At 69.2% G+C, this 20860-nt stretch carries 15 protein-coding genes and 3 pseudogenes; 7 read left to right on the forward strand and 11 right to left on the reverse strand.

Annotated features, from left to right (window positions below):
* Nucleotides 1-112: 112 nt before the first annotated feature.
* The 7 genes from ACZ67T_RS39995 to ACZ67T_RS40025 form a co-directional block, all read right to left on the reverse strand.
* Nucleotides 113-904 carry an ABC transporter ATP-binding protein gene (locus ACZ67T_RS39995; protein WP_469991131.1) on the reverse strand — a complete coding sequence of 264 codons (792 nt, stop codon included), beginning with the start codon at nucleotides 902-904 and terminating at the stop codon, nucleotides 113-115.
* Nucleotides 901-1743: an ABC transporter permease gene (locus ACZ67T_RS40000; RefSeq protein WP_469991133.1), complete on the reverse strand. Its 843-nt coding sequence runs from the start codon at nucleotides 1741-1743 to the stop codon at nucleotides 901-903. The genes ACZ67T_RS39995 and ACZ67T_RS40000 overlap by 4 nt, the downstream gene beginning before the upstream one ends.
* A 2-nt stretch (nucleotides 1744-1745) precedes the next feature.
* A complete protein-coding gene (locus ACZ67T_RS40005; protein WP_469991135.1) occupies nucleotides 1746-2516 on the reverse strand; it encodes an ABC transporter permease in 771 nt (256 codons plus the stop codon).
* Nucleotides 2517-2520: 4 nt separating this feature from the next.
* On the reverse strand, nucleotides 2521-3531 hold the full coding sequence (locus ACZ67T_RS40010; protein WP_469991137.1) for an ABC transporter substrate-binding protein: 1011 nt from the start codon (nucleotides 3529-3531) through the stop codon (nucleotides 2521-2523).
* Nucleotides 3528-4904, reverse strand: coding sequence for an FAD-binding oxidoreductase (locus tag ACZ67T_RS40015; protein WP_469991139.1), 1377 nt, complete (start codon nucleotides 4902-4904; stop codon nucleotides 3528-3530). Before ACZ67T_RS40015 ends, ACZ67T_RS40010 begins: the two co-directional genes overlap by 4 nt.
* Before the next feature lie 99 nt (nucleotides 4905-5003).
* Entirely contained in the window at nucleotides 5004-5954 is a 951-nt protein-coding gene (locus ACZ67T_RS40020; RefSeq protein ID WP_469991141.1) for an amidohydrolase family protein, read from the reverse strand.
* A complete protein-coding gene (locus tag ACZ67T_RS40025) occupies nucleotides 5947-6759 on the reverse strand; it encodes an SDR family NAD(P)-dependent oxidoreductase (RefSeq protein WP_469991143.1) in 813 nt (270 codons plus the stop codon). Before ACZ67T_RS40025 ends, ACZ67T_RS40020 begins: the two co-directional genes overlap by 8 nt.
* Nucleotides 6760-7012: 253 nt before the next feature.
* On the opposite strand from ACZ67T_RS40025, the gene ACZ67T_RS40030 reads away from it, so the two are divergent.
* The 3 genes from ACZ67T_RS40030 (at nucleotide 7013) to ACZ67T_RS40040 (ending at nucleotide 10498) form a co-directional block, all read left to right on the forward strand.
* On the forward strand, nucleotides 7013-8329 hold the full coding sequence (locus tag ACZ67T_RS40030) for a hypothetical protein (RefSeq protein WP_469991144.1): 1317 nt from the start codon (nucleotides 7013-7015) through the stop codon (nucleotides 8327-8329).
* A 228-nt stretch (nucleotides 8330-8557) separates the two neighbouring features.
* Entirely contained in the window at nucleotides 8558-10003 is a 1446-nt protein-coding gene (locus ACZ67T_RS40035) for an MFS transporter (RefSeq protein ID WP_469991146.1), read from the forward strand.
* A gap of 258 nt (nucleotides 10004-10261) precedes the next feature.
* Nucleotides 10262-10498, forward strand: a complete 237-nt coding sequence (locus ACZ67T_RS40040) for a hypothetical protein (protein WP_469991148.1) — start codon at nucleotides 10262-10264, stop codon at nucleotides 10496-10498.
* 159 nt (nucleotides 10499-10657) lie between these two features.
* Here ACZ67T_RS40040 and ACZ67T_RS40045 read toward each other — a convergent pair whose 3' ends face one another.
* The 3 genes from ACZ67T_RS40045 to ACZ67T_RS40055 form a co-directional block, all read right to left on the reverse strand.
* Nucleotides 10658-11635, reverse strand: coding sequence for an endonuclease/exonuclease/phosphatase family protein (locus ACZ67T_RS40045; RefSeq protein WP_469991157.1), 978 nt, complete (start codon nucleotides 11633-11635; stop codon nucleotides 10658-10660).
* Between the two features lie 162 nt (nucleotides 11636-11797).
* Complete coding sequence (locus tag ACZ67T_RS40050; RefSeq protein WP_469991149.1) at nucleotides 11798-12937, reverse strand: sensor histidine kinase; 1140 nt, start codon at nucleotides 12935-12937, stop codon at nucleotides 11798-11800.
* Nucleotides 12930-13622, reverse strand: coding sequence for a response regulator transcription factor (locus ACZ67T_RS40055; RefSeq protein WP_469991151.1), 693 nt, complete (start codon nucleotides 13620-13622; stop codon nucleotides 12930-12932). The genes ACZ67T_RS40050 and ACZ67T_RS40055 overlap by 8 nt, the downstream gene beginning before the upstream one ends.
* Before the next feature lie 397 nt (nucleotides 13623-14019).
* On the opposite strand from ACZ67T_RS40055, the pseudogene ACZ67T_RS40060 reads away from it, so the two are divergent.
* A pseudogene (locus ACZ67T_RS40060) lies at nucleotides 14020-14394 on the forward strand (IS110 family transposase); the annotation flags it as partial.
* 563 nt (nucleotides 14395-14957) lie between these two features.
* Here the strand turns inward: ACZ67T_RS40060 and ACZ67T_RS40065 are convergent.
* The gene (locus ACZ67T_RS40065) at nucleotides 14958-16103 is read right to left on the reverse strand and encodes an SEC-C domain-containing protein (RefSeq protein WP_469991153.1); all 1146 of its coding nucleotides are present in this window, start codon (nucleotides 16101-16103) and stop codon (nucleotides 14958-14960) included.
* Nucleotides 16104-16255: 152 nt separating this feature from the next.
* Here ACZ67T_RS40065 and ACZ67T_RS40070 point away from each other — a divergent pair, with 152 nt between their 5' ends.
* From ACZ67T_RS40070 to ACZ67T_RS40080, 3 genes and pseudogenes are all read left to right on the forward strand, one after another.
* The gene (locus ACZ67T_RS40070) at nucleotides 16256-18580 is read left to right on the forward strand and encodes a 2OG-Fe(II) oxygenase (RefSeq protein WP_469991154.1); all 2325 of its coding nucleotides are present in this window, start codon (nucleotides 16256-16258) and stop codon (nucleotides 18578-18580) included.
* Nucleotides 18581-18910: 330 nt separating this feature from the next.
* Nucleotides 18911-20000, forward strand: a pseudogene (locus ACZ67T_RS40075) (integrase core domain-containing protein).
* A gap of 50 nt (nucleotides 20001-20050) precedes the next feature.
* Nucleotides 20051-20680 (forward strand): annotated as a pseudogene (locus ACZ67T_RS40080) (collagen-binding domain-containing protein); the annotation flags it as partial.
* Nucleotides 20681-20860 lie beyond the last annotated feature (180 nt).

Raw genomic sequence — 20860 nt, forward strand, 5'->3', positions numbered from 1 at the left:
AACTCCCTTGCTAGTGCGGGACTTTGGCGCGAATGGGCATGACTGTATGGAGGCATGCCGGAGAGCGGCCGGGCGTGCGTGAACGCCTGCCGTGACTCCCCGGTGGTCGGTGCTATGCCACCGACTTGTCGACGCGCGCCGCGCGCTCTCCCCGGACGCGGGCGAGGACGCGGGTACGCAGTTCGGCGAAGTGCGGACCGGCGCGGGTGGTGAGCTGGTCGCGCTCGTCGCCGAGCGGGATGGTCAGCGTCTCCACGACGGTGGTGGGTGTGCCGCCGAGGACGATGACACGGTCACCGAGGTAGACGGCCTCGTCGATGTCATGGGTGACGACGACGACGGTGATGCCGAGGCGGCGTCGCAGGGACAGAGTCAGGTCTTCCAGGTCGAAGCGGGACTGTGCGTCCACGGAGCCGAACGGTTCGTCCATGAGCAGCACCGGCGCCTCGTAGGCGAGGCCGCGTGCGATGGCGACGCGCTGCTGCATGCCGCCCGACAGCTGCCACGGATACTTCTCGCCGACCCCGTCGAGTCCGACGGCGGCGAGGCAATCCTCGGCCCGCCGGCGGCGCTCGGCCTTGCCCACTCCCCTCCCCTGCAAGGGAAAGGCGACGTTGTCCCAGACCCTCAGCCACGGCAGCAGCGAGCCGCGGTAGTCCTGGGAGACAACGGCGATGTCGGCATGCGGTTCGGTGAGGGTCTGCCCGCCGTAACGGACCGCGCCGGAGGTGGGCGGAGTGAGCCCGGCCAGGCAGCGCAGCAGCGTGGTCTTGCCGGCGCCCGACGGTCCGACGATGCACAGTGATTCCCGGGGCGCCACCTCCAACGACAGACCGTCGAGCACCCGGTGCTCGTCAGGGCCGCGCCCGAAACTCACCCTGAGGTCCTCCACCTTCAACGTCATACGACGACCTCGCTGTTCTTCGTTTCCACCACAGGTGCGCGGGAGGGAGTTCGCGTTCTGGCCGCGCGCTGGTGGTGCCAGGCGAGCAGCCGATGTTCGACGAGCAGGAGCAGCACGCTCAGGACGTATCCGAGGATCCCTATGAGGATGGTTCCCGCCCATGTCTCGGGGACGGCGAAGCTGGATCCTGACTGAAGGATGAAGTTGCCGAGCCCGATCGGCGAACCGTAGATCTCGCTCACCACCATCAGTACGACGGCAATGGACAGAGCGACCCGGATCCCGGCGGTGATCTGCGGCAGGGCGCCCGGCAGGATCACCCGGCGCAGCCGCAGCCACCAGGGGATGCGATAGCTGCGGGCAGTCTCGTGGACGGCGGGGTTGATGGCCTGCACGCCGCTGACGGTGTTCAGCAAGATCGGCCAGACGGAGCCGAGGAAGATCAGGAAGACTTTCGGGCCTGCCCCGATGCCGAGACTCAGGATGATGACCGGCACGAAGCCGACCGTGGGCGTGGCGCGGGCGAAATCGAGAAGCGGCGCGGTGGCCAGGCGCAGGGTGCGGATCTCGCCGATGACGAGCCCTGCACCGACACCGACCACCGTGGCGATAACCAGCCCGGCGACGATGTTGCGCAGGCTGAACCACAGGTCGTCGAGGAGGCCGCCGTGCGCGAGTTCCCGCAACAGCGTGGCGAGGACGTCGGTGAGCGGCGGGAAGTAGAAGCTGGTCGAGCCGGTCGTCGCGAGCAGGAGCACGCCGAACACCAGGACCGGCAGCCAGAGTTGGCGAGCGAACGCACCCCAGGGAAGCCGCGAGGGAAGTCGCATGATCGTCATCCTCACTCCGTGTGGGCGGGCGGCCGCCAGCGCAGCAGCCGCCGTTCGCAGCCGTGGGCGAGCAGATTGACGCTCCAGCCGATGGCGGCGGCGCTGAAGAGATACGCGTACGCCGTGTCCGACGCCCCCGCCTGCTGGGCGGTGAGGATCTGGTGGCCGATGCCGGGCAGTGTGGTGAGCACCTCGACGCCGATGGCCACCAGGACCGAGGTGGTCGCGGCGAGCCGCAGGCCCGTCATGATCGACGGGGTGGCGCCGGGCAGCACCACCCGGCGGAAGGTGAGCAGCCGCGGCACCCGATAGGCGCGTACGGTCTCGTGGACGGCGGGCTGTACGGAGCGGGCCCCGTACTGGGCCTGGAGGAGCAGCGGGAAGACGCAGGCGAGGAAGACGACGGTCGCCTTCATCCCTGGCGTCGATCCGAGGACCAGCAGAAAAACGGGCAGCAGTGCGATCACCGGGAACGAGCGGAACACGTCCACCAGCAGCCGCGACGACTCCTCGGCCTTCGCGTACACCCCGGTGACGAGGCCGAGCGGCACTCCGACCCCGATCGCGGCGAGCAGCCCGAGGGCGGCGCCGCGCAGCGTCTCGGCGGCGGCCTGCCAGAAGCCAGTGGTATGCACCAGTTCACCGAACGCCGCGGCCACCGCACCCGGCGCGGGCAGCACGGTCGCACTCACCACGCCGACCACCCGCGCGACTGTCCACACACCCAACACGCCGAGCAGAGCACCGAGTTGGAGGGCGAGGAGTCGAGGGCGGGACACCATGGTGTCACTCCCCGTCCGAGGTCGGCGCCTGGTCCCAGTAGACGGCGGAGTCGCCAGGGGCGGCGTCGAGCAGCCCGTACTCGTTCATCTTGGTGATCACCGTGCGCATGACCTTCTTGTTGACGGTCTTGTCGTAGTACGAGGTGTCCTGCGCGTCGATGAAGGAGTCCTCGAGCTGCGTGTACTTCTTGTCGATGGCGCGGACGGCGTCGGGGTGGCTGTTGGCATAGCTGATGGCCTTGGCGACGGCGCCTATGAACTTCTTCGCCGTCTCCGGGTTCTTGGCCAGGTAGGACTGGCTGGAGAAGAGGACGCCCTGGGTCATGCCTGGCAGGTCGTTCATGCCGTGGCCGATGGAGCGCAGTCCGGAGCTGTCGGCGGTCGCGGCGGCGTAGAAGGCGCCGAAGGTGTAGGCAGCGTCGGTCTTGCCGGACTTGGCGGCGTCGTTGAGGGCGGTGGTGGGCAGGGCGGCGAACTTGACCTTCGCCGGGTCACCGCCGTCCTTCTGCACCAGGTACTCGACGATGAACTGGATGGTGCCGCCGAGCGCGGGCACCGCGACCGTCTTTCCCTCCAGCTGCTTGAAGGCCGTGATGGAGCTGGACTTCTTCACGATCAGACCGTCGGTGGGCTTGGTGCGGGTGGTCGCGGACTGCAGCCCGCTCGCGATACGGATCGGCATCTTCTTCGCGGCTCCCTTGAGGAACCCGGAGCTGTCCGTCATGGCGAACTGTGCCTCGCCCTTGATGACGGAGGGCGCGTTCTGCGAGGTGTCCTGGGCGCCTTCCTTGATGGTGACATCGAGGCCCGCGTCCTTGAAGTAACCCTGGTTCTGGGCGATGAAGAGCGGTTCGAATATCGCACCGAGGGAGCGCAGCACCGTGATCTTCGGTTTGCCGCTGTCGGCGGCGGTGGCCGTGTCGTCCCCGCACCCTGTGGCGGTGGCGCCGAGGGCCAGCAGGACGGTGACCGCGAGGGCTCCTCTACGGGTGGCGCGGCGGCGGGAAGTGCTCATCGACGGCTCTCCTTGGCGTAGGCGGTGGTCGACTCCCGGGGCGTCATATAGGTGGCGAAGCGGCCCTCGGGGTCGTATGCGGTGCGGACGGTTTCCAGACGTGCGGCGTGTGCGGGGCTGAGGCCGTGGTCGTAGCGATCGGCCAGGTTGTTGTCGGAGAACTGGAGCCCCCGGGACAGGTGCTGGAGGGCTGCCAGATGCCCGTGCACCCAGCGTTCGTGGGCGAGGTCGTCGGCGGGGTCCGTCCAGCCGGCGTTGGGCGAGAGGTAGACCTTGGCCTGGCTCGACCAGCAGGCGTTGTCCCTGGGCGGGTAGTAGCCCCACAGCATCCACAGGACGTGACTGGTGGTGTCGGGGATCTCGTCGAAGAGCGGCCGGGCGGCATCGAGGATCCCGGCCGTCGGCCCTTCGGCCCAGATCCCGTCGAGTGCCCAGCGCAGGCCGGCCGGGGTGAGCCGGTCGGCGGCGTCGTACAACTCGGCCATGGTGGTGTCCTCGGCGACGACGGCACGCAGGGCCTGGTCGCGGAAGGGCGCGGCTTCGAGTGGTGCGAGCAGGTCGTCGCCGGTCTCAGGGGTGCAGAACGCGGTCGCGGTGAGCGACACGGCTGGCTGCCCGAGCCCCGGCGCGTATCCGACCTTCGCCGAGAACTCGACCTCCGGTGCGAGGAGTTCGAGCTGGTCGTGCGCCCAGGAGAGGACGGTGTCGCGCAGGTGCAGGGGGTAGTTGTGGACGGTGCGGCGGATGCGGCTCGGCAACGGGTGGGTGGCGAGGTGGAAGCGGGTGACGACACCGGGGAAGCCGGGGCCCGCGCCGCGCGCCGCCCACAGCAGGTCGGGGTGGGTGGTGTCGGTGGCGTGGACCGGGCTGCCGTCGGCGAGGACGACGTCGATGGCCTCGATGCTGAGGCAGGCGGGGCCGAGCCGTCGCGAGTTCCAGCCGTACCCGCCGCCGAGCAGAAACCCACCGAGGCCGACGCTCGGCGCATGCCCGGTGGGAAAGAACCGGCCGTGCGGGGCAAGGAGTTGATTGAGCCGGGGGCCGGTGGCCGCGGGCTCGGCCGTGGCGGTCAGGGCGGTCGAACCGGCGGTCGCGGTGGCCAGGCGGGAAAGGTCGAGGAGCATGCCGCCGTCGCGCACCCCGTTTCCGACCCAGCTGTGGCCACCGGAACGGATCCCGATCCGCCAGCCCTCGGCGCCGGCCAGACGCACGGCGTCGACGACGTCCTGCTCGCTCTCGGCGAGCACGATGACCTCGGGGCGCCGTTCGGGCTTGCGCTCGTTCCAGACCGCGTCACGGCGGGCGGCCTCGTAACGGTCGTCGCCGCGACGGACGATCCTGGTGCGGAGTGCGGCGGCGGGCGGTGCGGACAACGGGGGCCTCCTTGTACGGGGTTCGGAGCTGGACATTACTGTCGACACTTGACGCCTTCAAGGGATGCGCGAACGCGATGGCTGCCATCTCTGCCGACACTAGTCGGAGGGTGGATCGACGCCGGGAAAGCCGAAGACCTCGGCCGGGTTGTCCACCAACAGGCGCTGCAGCAGGGCCGGTTCGGGCGCGATCCTGGCGAGCAGATCGACGAGCAGACCGTCGTCGGGCGGGTCGGCGGGGATGTTCACGTGGGGGTAGTCGGTGCCCCACAGGACGCGTTCGGGTGCGTAGGAGACGAGGGAGGCGGCGAGCGCCACGGCATCGGCGTACGGGGGCCCGTGTCGCGAGACCCGGTCGACGCCGCTGGCCTTCACCCAGACGTTGCCGCGGTCGATCAGTGCGCGCAGGGCGCGCCCGCCACCGGGGGCGGTGAGGTCGACCCGGGCGAGGTGGTCGATGACCACACGCCCGGGGAGCCCGGCGGCCAGCCGGGCCAGACCTTCGAACTCCCTTCCTGCCACGTGAAGTTGGACGACCCATTCGAGCCCGTCCACGCGCTCGAGGATGGTGTCGATCTCGGCTCGGGTGGGTGGAGTACGCAGATGGGGAAGGAAGTTGAGCCGGAAGCCCCGCACTCCGGCGGCGTGCAGCCGGAGCACATCGGCGCGGCTCACGCTCTCTCCGATGAGAGCGACTCCCCGCATGGCGCCCGCCGAGGAGGCGAGGGCGTCCAGCAGGACGCGGTGATCGGAGCCGTAGCAGGAGGACTGCACGACGACGGATCGGGTGATCCCCAAGTGCTGGTGCAGGGAGGCGAGTTGCCTCTTAGGCACATCGTGCGGAGTGAACGTGCGACGCGAGGCGTACGGGAACACTGACGCGGGCCCCAGGATGTGGCAGTGGGCGTCACAGCTTCCGGGAGGCAGGAGAAGGCCGGGGCGGCTCGGGGACGGATGCGGGGGTGGACAGGTGGCGGACGGAGCGGCATCGGCATCGGCATCGGCATCGGCATCGGGCTCATGAACGTCGGTCGCGTCGAGTTCAGTCACAGCGCGCCGTCATTCCGCCGTCGACGACGATCTCCGTACCGGTCACGAAGCGGGCCTCGTCACCGGCCAGATAGAGCGCGGCGTACGCGGTGTCACGCCCGTCACCCATGAAGCCGAGTGGGATCCGGGCCTGCCGCTGCGCAAGGAGCCTTTCGACGTCACCGTCCGCGCGCTGCCCGGCGAGCCGCGCCTCCACCATTGGGGTGTGCAACTGCCCCGGCACGACGGTGTTCACGCGAATGTTGTCCGGTGCGTACTGGACCGCCGTGACCCGGGAGAGCTGGATGACGGCGGCCTTGGCCGCCGCGTACCCGGCCTGCGCGGCGCCGGTCCAGCGCAGCCCGGACGCCGACGCCGTATTAACGATGGAGCCTCCTCCCCCGCGCCGCATCACCGGGATGACGTGCTTGCACGCGAGGAAGGCGCTGGTGAGATTGGTCCTCAGCTGCAACTCCCAGACGTCCAGCGGCAGTTCGACCGCGCCACCGGCCCGTGATCCGCCGACGTTGTTGACGAGAACGTCGATCCGCCCGGCCAGCCGCTCGGCCCGGGCGACGAAGTCCTCGACGGAGTCGGGTTCGGTGACGTCGAGCACGAAGGTGTGCGCGCTGCCGCCCTCGTCGTGGATCTGCCGCGCCGTCTCGTCGAGGGACCCCTCGTCCCGGTCCGCGAGCAGCACGGTGGCACCCTCCCTGGCGAAGATCACCGCGCTGGCGCGGCCATTGCCCCAGCCGGGGCCGACGCTGCCCGCGCCGCTGATCACGGCGACCTTGCCGGCGAGCCGGCCGCTTCGCGCTGTGGACACACCTGGACTCACGTCGGAACTCCCTCTCGGGCAACGGGGGTTGGACCGGCGGCTCGACCACCGTGGGCGGTCGAGCTCGGCCACAGTCTTAGCCAAGTGTCGACAGAAAGTAAACCGTCTCGCCAAATTCCCCCGCTGTCGACCCGCATATTGCGCTTGCTGTCGACACCAGTGTGGAATGAGCTGGCCGGGCCAGTCGCCACGCCAGCCGTGTCACCCGTCAGGAAAGCCACCTGCACCGCGGAGGTCAGCCATGCACAAGCCGCCTGTCTTCACCGCCGAGGAGCACGCCCGCTTCCGCGCGGAACTGGCGGCGCGCCGCACCCCGGGCGCGTACGAACCTGGACGCTGGTCGGTGAGCCCCCTGAACCGCAGCACCGTTTCACCGCCCCCGAGCGTGCGACTGCGCGACGCGACACTGCGCTCCCTGGAAACGCTGCCCGGCGTGACGGCACCACCGGAGGCGAAACTCGACTTCCTGCGCCGGGTGGTGGCGGCCGGAGTCCCGGAAGTGGTGACGGCCGGGCTGCGCCCCGGCCGGACGAACAACGATCTCAAGGCGGAGGTGGCAGCGGTCCGGGAGGAGAGCGAACTCGCCACTCTCATCTGCCCGTTGATGCGCACGACGGACGACATCGACCGGGCGGCACGTGCGGGCTACGACGCCGTGCAGGTCTGGGTGCAGGGCTTCGGCGAAACGGCCGTGATCTACGACCCGTCGGTCTACCGAGGGGCCTGGGATGCAGTGGAGTGGCGCGACCGCGGGGGCCTCACCCGCGACCGGGCCCACGTGCTGGCGCGGGCCGCCCACCTCATAGGCCACGCCAAGTCCCGGGGCCTACGCGTCATCACGCCGCTCCTCATGGTCTCCTATGCGACCCCCGACCAGCACGAGGAGACGGTGACGACCTTGTGCGCGGCCGGCACCGACGAGTTCACCCTGTTCGACGGCCCCGGCGCCCTGACCCCGGAGGCGTACGCCGAACTGGTCACCCGGACGCGTGAGTTGTGCCCCGACACGGCAGTCGGACTGCATCCGCACAACACCTTCGGCCTGGCGGTGGCCTGCGCGCTGGCCGCGGCCCGCGCGGGCGCGAGCACCGTGGAACTCTCGGTCAACGGCTACTGCGGAGGCCCCGGCAACGCCGACCTCGCGGCCACGGCCCTCGCCTTCGAGGCCCTGTACGGAACTCGCACCGGCATCGACACGACCCGCCTGACGCCGCTGGCCCGTACGGCAGAACAGCTCACCGGGTACCGCACCGCCTGGAACCATCCGATCACCGGCACCCACGCCTTCTGCTGGGGCGGCATGGACATCGTCACGCAGGAGGGAGCCGTCGATCCCCTCCTGCACAACTGCCTGGAACCGGCCCTCGTGGGCAACGAACGCATCGCCCCCTTCACCCCGGACAGCGGTCCGTACACCCTGACGGACCGCCTCACGACGCTGGGCATCGAGGTCCCACATGCCCGAGTGGAGGAACTCCTCGCGCAGGCCCGTACGTTGATGGCACGAGAGGGACGCCTCCTCACCGACGAGGACCTGCGGGACCTGGCCGGTCGGTGAACTCGGCCGGCAAGGCCCGCCGCGAGTACGCGAACCGCGTCAGCAACCTTGATCAGTAACCAAGATCATCACGTGGCGGGTTTCTGGCGTATCTGGGTCAGGCCCCTTATTCGGCCGGCCCTGCGCGACACGGTTCCCGAGAATTTGATCCGGTAGATGGGGTATCACCATGGCCGCAACCTGGATACGATCACATGTCGGAACGTGAATCTCGATATGTGAGATGCCATGGTTGAGCAACAGCATGACTCCAGGCCGAAATATGCAGCGACAGCTGAGGCCGGAGACCCTTCACGACGACACGGGCGACGAAGGCTCGGATTCTTCGCGATCTGCCTCGGCTACTTCGCAATCATTCTCGACGGCAGCGTGCTCAATGTTGCGATTCCGGCAATCCGTCATGACCTCGGCAGCTCCATGGCCGCTGCCCAATGGGTGCTCAACGGATACACCCTCACCCTCGCCGCACTGCTGCTGACCGCCGGCGCCCTGGGCGACCGGATCGGCCTGCGCCGCACCCTGCTAGCCGGGATGCTGCTGTTCACCCTCGCCTCCGCGTTCTGCGCCACGGCCCCGGGCACTGCCGTACTGATCGGCGCCCGCGCGGTGCAGGGCATCGGGGCCGCCGCGCTGCTGCCTGCCACCCTCGCGCTGATCCCGCACCTGTTCCCCGATCCTGCCGACCGCGGACGGGCCACCGTCATATGGGTCGCCACCGGTTCGATTTCGATGGCCCTCGGCCCCCTCGTCGGCGGGCTGCTGATCGACGCGGTCGGCTGGCGCAGCATCTTCCTGATCAACCTGCCGGTCGGCCTGGCTGCCGCAGTGCTGACGCGCTGGAGTGTGCCGGAGACCGACCGGCGCCCCTCCCCTGTCGATCACCTGGGGCAGGTGACCGCCGCGGCAGCACTGGCCCTGCTCACGGCCGGGCTGATCCGCGGCGGGGACGTGGGCTGGACAGCCCCGTCCACCCTGGTTCCGCTCGTGCTCGCAGTGGCGGCCGGAGCCGCCTTCTGCCGTGCCGAGACCCGCGGCCGACACCCCATGCTGCCGCCGTCCTTTCTGGCGCAGCGTCAGCGCGCTGCCGCGGTCAGCTCCGCGGGTCTGATGGGCTTCCTCTTCTACGGGGCGCTGTTCGTCATGTCGCTCTACTTCCAGCAACTGCGCGGATGGTCCCCGGGGAGCGCCGGGCTCGCCCTGCTCCCGATGACCGTCGGCAGCACGGTCGGCCCACTGGCGCTCTACCGGCCAATGGCCGCCCGCTACGGACACCCGGCGATGCTGCTCGGAGGTTTCTGCAGCTGCGCGGCAGGTATCGCCGTGCTGGCTCTGACGGGGCCCAACGCACGATATCCGCTGGTCGCCCTCGGCCTGCTGCTGGTCGGCGGCTCCAGCACCATTGCCTTCTCGGCGCTGACCTCGCTACTGATGGCCAATACCCCGATGGAGCAGTCCGGGCTGGCCTCCGGCGTGCAGAACACCACCCGGCAGAGCGGCGCGCTGATCGCCGTCTCGGTACTCGGTGCCCTGCTCAACTCTGCTGGCCGCAGCCCCACTTCGCTGCGTGGCGAACTCCCAGCAGTCTTCGCCGTCCTGGCAGCAGCTGCCGCACTCGGCATCGCAGTCGCCGTGCTGGCGCTGCGCGTCTTTGCCCACGCCAGACCCGATGCGTGAGTTCGAGAGCACAGCACGCCGATAAAACCGGAAGCCGCGAGGTCGAAGCGGTTGCTACTCCAACAGGCCGGACGGCCGCACCGCCGACGCCCCGAGCTCAGCGGTACACCACGCCTCTAGAGGCTTTGGCACGCCGCCGGGCTGGACTCGGGCCCACCAGGGCGATCGCCTCACCAAGCGCTACACAGGCAAGTCAGTCAGCAAGCGTGCAGCCGGATTTACGACCGTGTTCCGACTGGAGGTCTGCTGCAGCATTGGGTGACGGTTGACCTGCCCCACGGTTTGGGTTCCCGCCTGCTGACCGACAAGCTCATCCGTCGCGGCGTCCACACCTCCGTGAAGGCGCTGGAGGACGACATCACTGCGTGGATCGACACCTGGAACGAGAACCCGCGGCCCTTCAGCTGGACCAAGACAGCCGACGAGATCCTCAACTCCCTCGCGGACTACCTCACCAAGGTCGGAACCACCGGCCAGAAGACAGAGCAAAACTAACCATCAAGATTTCTGGCGGATCACACTAGCTCGACAACATGCCGCTACCCTCACCCATCGCAGACGACGGTGCGCACCTTCCTGGCTACCCTCCGACAGGTCAGCGGGTAGCGCCCGGACAGGCTCGGAGCGGGTGGAACGCCGACCGTGACGCGGTGTTCACCAGCTGATGCTGGCCGCCACCGGCAGGTGGTCGCTGCCGGTGGACGGCAGCACCGACGAGCTCTTCGGCTGCACCCCGCGGACCAGGATCTGATCGATCCGCGCCACCGGGAACTTCGCCGGCCAGGTGAAGCCGAAGCCGTCCCCGGCCGTGTCCTGGACCGAGTGCAGCTGCGAGGTGATGCCGTCGAGCGCGCGGTCGTCCGTGGTGCCGTTCAGGTCGCCGAGCAGTACCACCCGCTCGTTCTTCTCTGCAGCAATGGCTTCCCCGAGCGCCTGCGCGTTCCTGTCCCGGTGCTCCGTCGAGAAGCCCGCCCTGGGATTTACCCGCACGGAGCCCAGGTGGGCCACATACACGGCGAGGGGTCCCTTGTCCGTGGTCACCGTGGTGCGCAGCGCCCGGTTGTCGACGAGCTTGAGTTCGGCAGGCTTGGTGGCACCGAGCCTGCCGACGTCCTGCTTGATGTCGACCGGCCGGGTGTCCGACAGCGGCAGCTTGCTCCACAACCCGACCGTGCCCTGCACCGTGTGGTGCGGGTACGTCTTTGCCAGCTCCTTCTCGTACGTGCCCTTGTCCTGCGCGGACAGCTCTACCAGTGCCAGGACGTTCGCACCGGAGGCCGCCAGGGCGCGGGCGGTACCGACCGGGTCGGGATTCTCGGCACTGACGTTGTGGCTCGCCATGACGAGGTCGCCGCCCGTCTGGGACTTGTCGCCGAACATCGCGCCGAAGAGGTTCACCCACACCATGACCGGCAGCAGCAGCGCAACCACCGCGGAGGCGGAGCGGCGCCACAGCGCCCCGGCAATCAGCACCGGGATGAACACGGCGAACCACGGCAGGAACGTCTCCACGAAGCTGCCGAGGCCCCCGGTGTTCGAAAGCTGCTCGTGCAGGAGCATGACGAGGCCGAGCAGCAGCGCCAGCACCACGAGCAACGGTCCGCGCGTCCAGGGACCTGTCCGGGAGGCCATGCGGATCGCCCGGCGGATGGCCGCACGCCGGCCATGCGACTCGGGCTGCCGGCGGCGGTCGCCGTCCTGCGTGCTCTGCGCCGTGTCCGGAGCCTCGGCGTGCTGCTCGGCGTCAGCCTGCTGCCGCGCATCCGACACTTCTTGCATTGCTTCACTCACTGATCAAATTCCCGAACTCTGAAATCGTGGAAGGGTGGCCTGCTTGGCCCTGTGCGGTGCAGGGGTGGGCAGTTCAACGGCGACACGCAGTCCGCCGCCGGGGCGCGGGGTGAGGGTGAGCGTTCCGTCGTGTGCGCGGGCGATGCTCTTGACGATCGCCAGGCCGAGACCGACCCCGGCATGGTCGCTTCGGGTGCGTCCGGTGCCGCGCTGAAACGGTTCGGTGAGTGTCGAGACCAACTGTTGGGTGAGTTTCTCGCCGGTGTTCTCGACTGTGAGCAGCAGGGTGCCAGGGCGGAGGCTGGTCTTGACCCACACGGTGCCCTGTTCATCCAGGTTGTGGACGATCGCGTTGTGCACGAGGTTCGTGGTCATCTGCAGCAGGAGCGCGTATGAGCCGACGGCGGGGGCCATGTCGCCGGAGGTCTCGATGGTGACGCCGCGCTTCTCCGCAAGGGGGAGAAGCGTTTCGGTGGCTTCTTCCGCCGCGAGGGACAGGTCGACGTGTTCCCGATTGAAGGAGCGTTGGTTGGCGCGGCTGAGTAGAAGCATTGCCTCGGTGAGGTCGATCGCTCGGGTGTTGACGAAGCGGAGGCGCTCGACAAGTTCGCCGGTGTCGCGGTTCAGATCGTTGTGGGCCACGTCGAGAAGTGTCTGCATGATCGCCAGTGGGGTCCGCAGCTCGTGGGAGGCGTTGGCCGCGAATCTCTGCGATTCGGCGTCGTGTGCTTCGAGCCGCGCGAGCATGGTGTCGAAGGCGTCGGCGAGTTCACGGAACTCGTCTTTGCGGCCTTCCAAGTGGATCCGGTAGGAGAGCGATCCGTTCGCGGCCAGGCGGGTGGCTCTGGTAATGCGAGTCAGGGGCGCGAGCATGCTGCCGGCGAGGATCCAGCCGCCGACGAGGCCGACGACCAGCAGGACCGCCAGCATGAGGGCGACTTTCGGAAGGAAGGCAGCCAGCAGGTCGGAGCGGTCGGGACCCGATCCCGGCATGAGCATCCGGGAAACGCGCTGCCTCTCGGGTACGTAACGCAGCAGAAACACCCACACGACCGCGAGCAGCGAGGCACCTGCCAGCATAAGGAACCCCGCATAGCTGAGGGTGAGTTTGAGGCGAACACTCAAACCAAGGGCTCTATCCACGGTCTGCCTCACGTACCGTGCCGGGTGCGGTGTCTATCCGGTAGCCGACACCAGCCACGGTGGCGATGATCCAGGGTTCCCCGAGGCGCTTGCGCAGAGCCGAGACCGTGATGCGCACGGCGTTGGTGAAGGGGTCCGCGTTCTCATCCCACGCGCGTTCCAGCAGATCTTCGGCGCTGACGACACCGCCTTCGGCAGCGACGAGGACCTCGAGCACGGCGAACTGTTTCCGGGTGAGCGCGATGTAGCGGCCGTCGCGGAAGACCTCGCGGCGGAAGGGGTCAAGGTGCAGACCCCCGATCTCCCGCACGGGCGGCCTGCTGTGAGCGCGTCTACGGTCGAGCGCTCTGAGCCTGAGCACCAGTTCGCGCAGTGCGAAAGGCTTCGTGAGATAGTCATCGGCGCCGAGCTCAAACCCCGTGGCCTTGTCGTCGAGACGGTCTGCGGCGGTAAGCATGAGGATCGGCATGCCGGTGCCGGAAGCGACGATGCGTTCGGCGACCTCGTCACCGGAAGGGCCCGGGACATCGCGGTCGAGGACGGCGATGTCGTAGGTGTTGGTGCTCAGCAGTTCCAGAGCGGTACCGCCGTCACCCGCGATATCAGCGGCCATCGCTTCCAGGCGCAGACCATCGCGGATGGCCTGCGCCATAAAGGGTTCGTCCTCGACGATCAGTACACGCATGCTCCGAGGCTACGAGTCGCCACATATCGTCGGCATATCGAAAACCACATACAGGCCAGCAACATCACGCTCCCTTGACTGGCAGCATGAATCGCACTCCGCCGCCAGCTCGCACAAGGGCCCGCCGGGTTCCCTTGAACCGTTCCGGATTCGGTAGAGACTCGATTGCTTGAGAGGATCGAGTCATGGCACGTCCCTAAGAATGTGAGGCGGTCCGGGAGGGCCGGGTGTGGCTGATGGCACGTTGCCCTCGAGGGCTCGGAAGGAATGGCCGCCCGATCCTCCGGGGCGCTCCGACTGCTGATTGAGAACTGCGGTCATCGCTGGTTAGGGACCCGTCGGCGGAGTGTTCTTCGGACCATGAAGTTCTGGTCACGAGGGATACGGAGCAAGGGACTTGGGCACGTCTATCAACCGGATATGGGTCGGCATCGACGCCGGCAAGGGGCACCACTGGGCGGCAGCGGTGGGCGCCGATGGGGAGATCCTGTTCTCGACGAAGGTGATCAACGACGAGTCGCAGATCCTGGCGCTCATCGAGACCGCGCGGGAAATGGCCGGTCAGGTGCAGTGGGCGGTGGACATCTCCGGTCGGGCCTCCGCACTGCTGTTGGCCCTGTTGGTGGCCCATGGCCAGGGCGTGGTCTACGTTCCAGGCCGAACCGTCAACCGGATGACCGGCGCCAACAAGGGCGAGGGGAAGACTGACGCGAAGGACACGCGGGTCATCGCCGACCAGGCCCGGATGCGCCGGGATTTCGCTCCGTTGGACACTGCGGGTGCCGATAATTCATCCGCGCAGGTCATGGCCTTGATTGCCTAGCGGCGAGCAGCGCACGCCGACCTTTGGTTGTCTTCCCGCGGACCAATGCGGACGGCATCATGATCTCTCGTGCTGCTGCGCCTGGCCTACCTCGCCGCCACCAACGCCTTCGCCTTGCTACGTCTGCTCGCCGATGAGCAACCGGGACAAGGACATCGAGATCCTCGCCCTGCGGCATCAGCTGCTGGTCCTGCAACGCCAGGTCGGCAAGCCGACGCTCACCGACACCGACCGGGTGATCCTGGCTGGTCTGCTCCGCCGCCTGCCGAGGGAGAAGCTGCGACATCTCCTGCTGCTGGTCCGCCCGGAGACGATCTTGCGATGGCACCGCGACCTGCTCACGCGGAGCCATGCCGCGACCTGCGCCGAAGCGTCGCGGCCCCTGCCCCGACCAGGCGCTCCCCCGAGACTCGGGCCAGCCGCCTCGGCCACCGCATGGCCGACAAGATGGACGACGTGGCGACGGTCGCGATGGCCTGGGCCAGGGCCGAGGATTCGGCTCGAGGGGCAGGTCAGGTCTCGTCCGGCTCGACCGTCGGGAGGTCGAGGGCAGGGCTGCCATGGCACTTCTTGTACTTGCGGTCAGACCCGCACCAGCAGGTGCCGTTGCGCGGCGGCGGCCAGGCGGTGACGCCGCCGAAGACGGCGAGGCGGGCCTCGTACCCGGCACGGACCTCGGCGTCCTCCGCACCGCGCCGGTCGTCGGAGGCATACTCGGCCAGGCCCTCGACCGCGCCCGGCGCCACCGCGAGCCGAGGGGCGCCCTGCGCCGAGAGCGAGCGCAGCTCGGCCTCCACCCGCAGGCCGTGCTGCCGGTGGGTTCCGTACTCCACGGCCAGCGAGGGCCAGCGCGCGAGCAGCGCAGCGAACTCGGCCTCGGACCAATACAGCACTGCGGTCGGGATCCGCTCCGCCGGCTGGACACCCAGGCGCTCCAGCCGTGCCCGGAGTTCGTCCCGCTCAGCGAGCAGGCGCTCGTGCTCCTCCCGCTCGCTCTCCAACTCGTGTGCCGGCTCATGCTGCCGCCCGACGGCATCGGCCGCCGGGCGGGGCCGGTGGGCGGGGAGCTCGTCCAGGGTCGGGGCGGCCCGTATGCTGTCCGGGCGGTCGGCGTAGCAGGCGTCAGCCAGTTCGTCCCAGTCGTCGTGGGCCTCGCCCAGGGCGCGGCGTGCCCGATGACGGGCGATCAGCAGCCCTTCCTCGCCCATGCCGACGTCCTTTGGCCACAGCCGGCCGGGGGGGAGCAGCCGGGCGAGTCCGGCGGTGTACCAGGTGGCGGCGGTGCGCGGCTCCTCGTCCTCGAACATCTCGCCGACGATCTCCCAGGCGGCGAGCGTGCGTGGACGGGACTTGCGCAGCGCCGCGGCCGCCGCGCGCGCCTCCTCGCGCCGCCCGGCCTCCCACAGCACGCCGATCCGGAACGCCTCGACCATGCCGGGATCGTCGGGGCCGAGGGACTGCACCCGCTCGTAGAGCGCCAGGGCCCGCTCGGTCTCCCCGGCCTTGGCCCGCAGTTCCGCCGCCTCCAGCAGCAGCTCCACCTGCTCCTCGACCAAGCTCGCCACCTCGGCCGCATGTTCGAGCTCGGCGGCGGTGCCGACGGGGTCGCCCCACGAGTCGGGACGATGGCGCTGGTGGGTGCGCTGCCTGCGTGACATGCGGCCCACGGTAGTGCCGCGTCGGCCGGCCGAGATCCGGTCGTGCGGCATTTCGCCCGTCCGTGCGACGGCACGACCGGACCGCCGCGGGTCCTGGCCGCCCCCGGTAGGGTGACGCCGCACCGAAAGACTCATGGCAGGAGCGCGCGAGCATGGCCGGCACACCCAGGGAGCGCCTCGCGCGGCTGCTCGACTCCGGGAGCAGCGCCTCCTTCAGTGCCCACCTCCAGGGCCCGGCACACCTGCTGGAGCTCGAAGTGGACGGCGTCGGCGCGGTCAGCCTGCCGGTCCGCGCGCCCCAGGCGAAAAAGCTGATCTCGGCGGCCCGCCCGGCGAAGTTCGGGCGCGGCTCGCAGACGTTGTCTGATCCCAGCGTCCGCGATACCTGGGAGCTCACCCCCGACCAGGTCGTACTCGGCGGCTCCGGGTGGCCGCCCCTTCTTGAGAGGGTGCTCGACCACGTCCGCGACGAACTCGGCCTGGCCCGCTCCCGACCGCTGCGGGCCGAGCTGCACGCGATGCTGGTATACGGAAAGGGCCAGTTCTTCCTTCCGCACCAGGACTCCGAGAAGCACAGCGCGATGCTTGCCACCCTGGTGGTCTCACTGCCTTCCGCCCACACCGGCGGTGAGCTGGTCATCGAGCACGCCGGCGACAGTCGCAGCTACCCGGCCTCGCGCTCGGAGCTGAGCTTCATCGCCTTCTACGCCGACTGCCGTCACGAGGTCACCCCGGTGCGCTCGGGACACCGGGTCACCCTGACCTTCAACCTGCTGGCGGGCAGCGAGCCCGCCGGCTCCGACACGCAGGGCCCGGTCGCCGACCTGGCCGACTGCCTGGCGGAGCACTTCGAGCGCCCGGCCAGCCCGCGCTACTCGTACCGCGAACTGCCCCCGCCCAACCATCTGGTGTACCTGCTCGACCACGAGTACACCGAGCGCGGCCTCGGCTGGCAGCGCCTCAAAGGCGCCGACGCAGGCCGTGCCACCCTGCTGCGCGCCGCCGCCTCCGCCGCCGGGTGCGAGGCCGTGCTCGCACTGGCCGAGGTCAAGGAGACCTGGGACGCCTGGCCCGCCGACGAGGAACCCTGGGACCGCCGCTACTCGCACCGGTATGACGACGAGGACGAGGATGCCGACGGGGACGAGCCGGACGGCTCCGCCACCGAGCCCGCGGACTACCACCTCAACGACCTGATCGACGACGAGATCACACTCGGCTGGTGGTCCGGCCCGGACGGCACCGGCGGCGAGAAGGTCTCCCTGCACGTCCCCGACTCCGAGGTCTGCACCAGCACACCCAGCAAAGAACTCGAGCCCTACGAGTCCGAGTTCGAGGGCTACATGGGCAACTACGGCAACACCCTGGACCGCTGGTACCGCCGTGCCGCGATCGTCCTGTGGCCGCGGCAGCGCGCCTTCGCCGCGCGCGCCGAGGCCGGCGCCAGCTGGACCCTGACCGAGCTGCGCACCCGCATCGAGGCCGGTGACGTGGCGGGGGCCCGCGCCGCCGCGCAGTCCCTTGAACCCTTCTGGGGCAGCACAGGCGTGGACGCCGCCCTGCTCGGCCCAGCGCTCGACGTCGCCACCGGCCTTCGCGCGCCCGGCCTCGCCACGATGCTGCTGAAGCCCTTCCGCGTCACGATGCTCACCCCCGCCGACGCGGCCTCGCTGGCCACGGCGACCGAGCAGTACGGCCGGGCCTGGCTGCACGGCCTGCTGGACGCCTGGCTGCCCAAGCTCGGCCACCACCACGTGGCAGACCCGGACCTTGCCCCCTGGGTGCAGAGCCTGCCCGAACTGTGCGCGGCACTGCGCACGGCCGGGGCCGCACCGGCCGCTGTCGAACTCACCGCTCGCGCCTGGGCCTGGTTGGACGAGGGACTGCGCACCTGGACCGCGCCCACCCTGGGCAGCCCCGAACACCGCCGACCGCAGCTGGCCCGGCTGAGCACCCCGCTGCTGCGCCTCCTCCAAGCCGCCTCCCCCGACCAGGGGCAGCGCGACGCGATCGTCGCCGCCCTGCGCACGTACGGCGACGAAGCGCTGGTGTGCCTGCTGCCCGCACTGCGCACGGCCGCCGCCCTGCCGCGGCAGCAGCGCACCGCCGCCGGACTCGACGAGCTCGCCGCGCACTGCGCGCAGCGCCTGGATGCGTACCTGGCCGGGCCCACACGCCGCCCCGGCGACTGGTCGCTGGCCTTCACCGGCTGCGGCTGCGAACTGTGCGGCCCGCTGGGCGAGTTCCTCGCCTCGTCCACTCGGCAGACCTACGAGTGGCCGCTGGCCGAGCAGCGCCGACGCCACATCCACAGGAGCATCGACAGCACCGGGCTACCGGTACGCCACACCACCCGCCGCACCGGCCGCCCCTACACCCTCGTGCTGACCAAGACCGACGCCGTCTTCACCCGCGAACGGCAGGCCCGCGACCAGGCCGCCGCCGACCGCGCCTGGCTCGCCGTGGCCTGGACCTGACGCCGCACCGGCCCCGTCAGGGCCGGGGCCGGCCCGCCCCTCTCGACGATCCGGACGTCATCCCCTTCCCCGCCGCCCGCATCCGGCGCATCACCGCTGTCCAGGGCTTGATCAACGAGTACCGCACTGTGTGTCGACCACCGGAAGAAACCCCAGGTCAAACCCCTGCGAACAGGGCTTGGTCATGATCTCTGATCTTGACGGGTGAGGTCTACGGGTGCCGATTGATCATCCGCCCAGGTGACCGCCTTGATCGCTGATCTCGGGTCGTATCCGCCGCCCGCTCGGTATCTTCACCTGGACAGGGCGGGGACAGCATGATGACCTGTCATGCTACTGCGCTTGGCCTACCTCGCTGCCACCAGCGTCTTCGCGCTGCTGCGCCTGCTGCCGACGAGTGACCGTGACCAGGACATCGAGACCTCGCCCTGCGGCATCAGCTGCTGGTCCTGCAACGCCAGGTCGGCAAGCCGACGCTCACCGACACCGACCGGGTGATCCTGGCTGGTCCGCTCCGCCGCCTGCCGAGGGAGAAGCTACGGCATCTCCTGCTGCTGGTACGTGTGGACACGATGCTGCGCTGGCACCATGACCTGTTCATGCGACGCCATGCCGCGACCTGCGTGCCTCAGCGACGGGGCCGCCCGCCCACCGTCCGCTCGATCCGTGCGCTGGTCCTGTGCCTGGCCCGCGAGAACAGCTCGTGGGGGTACCGCCGGATCCACGGTGAGCTCGCGGCGCTGGGCATCAAGGTCGCCGCCTCCACCGTCTGGGAGATCCTCCGCGAGCACGGCATCCCGCCGGCGCCCGAACGCCAGAGCACCACCTGGGCCGCCTTTCTACGCAGCCAGGCGGACGCGCTGCTCGCCTGCGACTTCCTGGAGACGGTCACGCTGTCTGGGACGCGGTTGTACGTGTTCGCGGTCATCGAGCATGCAACGAGGCGCGTCCGGATCCTCGGAGCCACCGCACACCCCACCGCGGAGTGGGCAGTGCAGATCGGACGGAACCTCGTCATGGACCTGCAGGACGCGGGGAGCAGGGCCAGGTACCTGATCCGTGACCGCGACTCGAAGTTCACGCAGTCCTTCGATGCGGTGCTGGCCAACGCCGGGATGAAGGTCGTCACCAGCGGTGTCCGGATGCCGCGGATGAACTCCGTGATGGAACGCTGGATACAGACCTGCCGGCGCGAGCTGTTGGACGCACCTTGATCTGGAACCAGCGCCACCTCCTGCACGCGCTACGCGAGTTCGAATCCTTCTACAACGGGCATCGGCCACACCGAGCCCTTCGGCAGGCGGCTCCGCTCCGCAGACTGCCCGCGCCGATCACCGAACCAGGGCAGACCAGGCACCTGGAGGTCCGTCGACGAGATCGGCTCGGCGGAACCCTTCGCGAGTACCAACATGTGGCCTGATCTGGGCAGATGATTAATCGGCACCCACAGTGCTTACGAGAGTTTCGGTGATGCTCACCGCGACTTGGAGACCAGAAGAATACTTAGATTCCAGCTATGAAGAGAGCAGATCAGAAACTGACTGTCCGTCACCGGCGTGCAAGACGCATTGCGCGTTGGGTGCCGCGGCGGGGCTCGCCGGTTCAGGGCTGCTCGCCGCCGTCGTGCTCACCGGCAGCCCCGCCGGCGACCCGGCCGGCCAGGTCCGGGTGCTCGGCGTCCACGCCGGGCCCACCGATAAGTGGAGTCGGCTTCGGAGTCGACTGGGGGCGCAGGCGCTCGCCCCCGTCTTCATCGGGAACCCGGTGGCCGGGAACAACGGCTTCGGGGTCGTCACCGAAAAGAACGCGACGTTCGGCAGCACCGAGTCGGAGGACCCGGTGGCCGTTGGCGCGAACCTCTCCTTCGGCGACAACTACAACGTCGCCCTGCATACCCCCGGCACCTTCACCGCCCCAGGCGACACCCGGCCGACGGCCCTGCTCGTGGGCGGCGGCATCGACTACGCGGGCACCAGCAAGTCCGGCGTCCTGCAGGTGCTGCAGAACGGCTACGCCAAGATCGGCAACACGTCCGCCAGCAACGTTCTCACCCAGGACCAGAACGGGGCGAGCGTCAACACGGAGGTCGTGGCGAAGGACGCCGCCTACAACTCCACGCCGCGCGTCCAGCTCGGCTCGCCGACGGCCGGAACCGCCCGTCCGGAATCGCACAACTTGAGAACTGACCAGGTTCAACCAGTGGATGCAACACCGGCTTATTTCATCGATAGTAGATGGTCGTTGAGGGCTTCGGCGGGTGTCTTCCAACCGAGGCTCTTC

The organism is Streptomyces sp. NPDC107517, from assembly GCF_055582645.1.